Genomic DNA, 3,495 nt, shown 5'->3' with positions numbered 1-3,495 from the left:
TGGCTGGCGCAGGCACAGGAGCAGGTTCAACCTGGGCGACGGGTTCGGACTCAGCCTGCGTAGTGGGGATCATCAACGGGACGGCAATGGCTACGGCTGCAACCGCAGCGGCCAGCGGCAGCCCCCAGACCCAACGCGGACGACACGTTTTTGGCGCTGCTATTACTGCGGCAGCCGGTGTATGCGGCTCTTCGGCGTCTTCCACCGGCAGCGTATAGGCGTTTATTAATGGTTCATTGGCGGAGATAAGCGGAGCATCGGCTTCACTAAACGTGACGAGAACCTCTTCAGGCTCTTCCACTTCAGGCACTTCGGTGATTACCGGCTCTTCTTCGACTATGATTTCCGGCTCGACGTAGCGTAGGCAATCGAGCGCATCTTCACGCGCGCTTTCGTTAAGATTCACGAAGCCCCAGAAGCTGATAACCGGTTTGCCCGCTACCAGAAAGAGGTGGTTTTCGCCGGGAAACTGCAGCGATTTTTCCAGCAGCGCGCCAAAAAGCTGCTGTGCGGTTTTATCTGATTGCAGGCATTTTTTACTGAGCGCTCGGGCGCTTTCCTGCAAGCTTTCTAAATAGTGTAGCGCGCGGGTGCGCTCGGCCTCATCGGCGGCTTTCCAGCCAATGATCTCGCCATCGACCGGGGAGTACCAGTCAACGCGGTCGCCTTCATCATTCAGTTGCGGTATCGCCAGGCAGTCGGCCAACGCCAGCTGTTTGCGTAAACGCAGCGTTTCGCGCACCTGAAGCGCAGAATGAAATACGGTTTGCCCGCCGCCGCCTACGGCCTGAAAGTCATCAAGACTTCCACTGCGTAAAAGAGTTTTTGCCACGTTCCTGTCCCATAGACTTCTTCACGGGATTACTTTACCCAAAGCAAAAAGCAACAAACGGCGAAAGAGAGGGGTAAATAGGGTAATTCTCGCGGCATTGAATGGCTGGACTTAAGTCAAATCAAAAGACAGGCGATGAAGAAACCAGCAATAAACGGTTATTCAGCATAACCTGAGACAAATTGGTTATTTGCCAGTTATCTGCCCCTGTGCTGTTATTAAGCCGTCCATATAATAAAATCGAAAGGCTTATAACCATGATCACAGGGAACACCACAGGGAAAACGCTCCTCGCGCTGGCCTTCAGCGCGCTGTTACCGGCAAGCGCCTATGCGGCAAACACCGACACGCTGGTTTACTGTTCCGAAGCATCGCCAGAATCCTTCAACCCGCAGATTGCCAGCTCCGGCCCGTCTTTCGTGGCTAGCTCGCAGGTGCTGTATAACCGCTTGATCAACTTTGATCCGGTGAAAAATACCCCGGTGCCTTCACTGGCAACGGACTGGACCATCTCTCCGGATGGCCTGACCTATACCTTCACGCTGCGTCAGGGCGTGAAGTTCAACAGCAACAAATTCTTCAAACCAACGCGTGATTTCAACGCTGATGACGTGATTTTCTCCGTCATGCGCCAGAAAGATGTCAATCACCCGTATCACAAAGTGTCGCAGGGCAACTACGAGTACTTCAGCGATGTTGGCCTCGATAAGCTCATCAAAGAGGTGAAGAAGGTCGATGATTATCATGTCCAGTTTGTGCTGAGCGAACCGAACGCCGCGTTCCTTGCTGACTGGGGGATGGACTTCGCTTCGATTCTGTCGGCGGAATATGCCGACCAGATGATGAAAAAAGGCACGCCGGAAAACGTCGACAACTGGCCAATTGGTACCGGCCCGTACGTACTGCAACAGTACAAGGTGGATTCACAGATTCGTTACCTGGCAAACCCGAACTATTGGGACGGCGCGGTACCGACTAAGCATCTGATCTTCTCCATTACCCCGAATGTGGAAACGCGCATGGCGAAACTGCAAACCAACGAATGCCAGATAATCCCGGCACCGTCGCCGGTTCAGTTCGACGTCATTAAGGGCAATAAAGATCTGACGCTGCATGCGGTTGAGGCACTGAACGTCGGCTATCTGGCGTTTAATACCGAGAAAAAACCGTTTGATAACGTGCTGGTGCGCCAGGCGCTAAACTACGCCACCGACAAACAGGCTATCGTTAACGCGGTGTTTATGGGCTCCGGCACCGTGGCGAAATCGCCGATCCCGCCGAACATGATGGGCTACAGCAAAGATCTCAAAGACTACAGTTACGATCCGGAAAAAGCGAAAGCGTTACTGAAACAGGCAGGGCTTGAGAAGGGCGCGGAAGTGACCCTGTGGTCGATGCCGGTACAGCGTCCGTATAACCCGAACTCGCGCCGTATTGCGGAGATGATCCAGAACGACTGGGCGAAAGTGGGTATCAAAGCGAAGATCGTCAGCTATGAGTGGGGTGAATACCTCACCGGTATCCGCAAGGGTGAGCACGACAGCGCGCTGTACGGCTGGATGTCGGACAACGGCGATCCGGATAACTTTGCCAATACGCTGCTCGGCTGCGACAGCATTAAAACGGGCTCTAACGCCGCGCGCTGGTGCAATAAAGAGTATGATGGTCTGGTGAAAAAGGCGCTGGTGGTGAGCGACCCGGCTAAGCGTGCCGCGCTCTACGGCCAGGCGCAGGAGATTTTCTACCAACAGGCACCGTGGATTGCGCTGGCAAACGGCAAAACCTTCTACGCGACGCGCAGCAACATTACCGGTTATAGCGTCAGCCTGATGGGCAGCGATTTCTCGAAAGTGAAAATCAATTAAGGAGTGAATATGTCACATCTGGATGAGGTCATCGCGCGCGTGGATGCCGCGGTGCAGGAAAGCGTGATTACGCATATGAATGAATTGCTGGTGGTATTAAGCGACGACCCAGAACTGAGTCGTGAAGATCGTTTCACCCAGCAGCAGCGCCTGCGCGTGGCGATTTCACATCATGGTCAACACCTGCGCGAGCAGGAAGAGACGCGTAAAGAGCAGCTCACTTCAGGTGGGGCCATTCTTTAAGTTTGGTATTGTTCCCGGCAGCGCTTCGCTTGGCCGGGCTACGGTTGTTCACGACATTCTGTAGCCCGGCAGAGCCACGCGCCGCCGGGAATGGCTGTGCATCAAAACTGGCGCTTTGCTACCAGCCATGCTCCCAGAATCAACATCACCGCGCCGCATACCGGCCCGACCAGCGCTCGCCAGGGGACGCCGTGGCTTCTGACGACGTCCATCACCAGCCCGCCGATGAGTTGACTCGCGACCAGCACCGCAATGGTCGTTGCCGCCCCCACGTACTGATAGCCGCTGATGCTGGCAAACACGAAGAACGACCCGAGCAGGCCCGGAATTAGCGTCCACCATTTAATGGTCGCCACCAGCTCGCTTACGCCCGCGAGGCCGTGTTTAATCAACAAAATACTGACAAACAGCACGATGCCCACCAGCGAGTTCAGCAGCATCGCCACCAGAATAGTGGAGGCTGACTGGGTAATACGGACCATCAGCGTGTTCTGGATAACCAGCCCAATACCGGCGGCTATCAGGAACGTCAGCGTGAGGGACTGATTCATACCT

At 54.8% G+C, this 3,495-nt stretch carries 4 protein-coding genes; 2 read left to right on the top strand and 2 right to left on the bottom strand.

What is annotated here, in order from left to right; all coding sequences use genetic code 11:
* A partial coding sequence (locus GKAS_RS23040) for an SrfA family protein (protein WP_035897833.1) occupies positions 1 to 832 on the bottom strand: 832 nt, incomplete at its 3' end.
* A 257-nt stretch (positions 833 to 1,089) separates the two neighbouring features.
* On the opposite strand from GKAS_RS23040, the gene GKAS_RS23035 reads away from it, so the two are divergent.
* Positions 1,090 to 2,697: an ABC transporter substrate-binding protein gene (locus GKAS_RS23035; RefSeq protein ID WP_035897831.1), complete on the top strand. Its 1,608-nt coding sequence runs from the start codon at positions 1,090 to 1,092 to the stop codon at positions 2,695 to 2,697.
* A 9-nt stretch (positions 2,698 to 2,706) separates the two neighbouring features.
* Entirely contained in the window at positions 2,707 to 2,940 is a 234-nt protein-coding gene (locus GKAS_RS23030) for a DUF2526 family protein (RefSeq protein WP_035897830.1), read from the top strand.
* Positions 2,941 to 3,041: 101 nt separating this feature from the next.
* On the opposite strand, the gene GKAS_RS23025 is transcribed toward GKAS_RS23030, so the two are convergent.
* Positions 3,042 to 3,491, bottom strand: coding sequence for a DMT family transporter (locus GKAS_RS23025; protein WP_035897834.1), 450 nt, complete (start codon positions 3,489 to 3,491; stop codon positions 3,042 to 3,044).
* Between the last annotated feature and the right edge of the window lie 4 nt (positions 3,492 to 3,495).

The organism is Kluyvera ascorbata ATCC 33433, assembly GCF_000735365.1.
Taxonomy (GTDB): domain Bacteria; phylum Pseudomonadota; class Gammaproteobacteria; order Enterobacterales; family Enterobacteriaceae; genus Kluyvera; species Kluyvera ascorbata.
Note: the sequence above shows the minus strand (reverse complement) of the source record. Positions and strands in the feature narration are given on the sequence as shown.

Excerpts from the sequence above, each read along its gene's own strand:
- GKAS_RS23030 (WP_035897830.1), top strand. The coding sequence starts at position 2,707 with ATGTCACATCTGGATGAGGTCATCGCGCGCGTGGATGCCGCGGTGCAG.
- GKAS_RS23035 (WP_035897831.1), top strand. The coding sequence starts at position 1,090 with ATGATCACAGGGAACACCACAGGGAAAACGCTCCTCGCGCTGGCCTTC.
- GKAS_RS23025 (WP_035897834.1), bottom strand. The coding sequence starts at position 3,491 with ATGAATCAGTCCCTCACGCTGACGTTCCTGATAGCCGCCGGTATTGGG.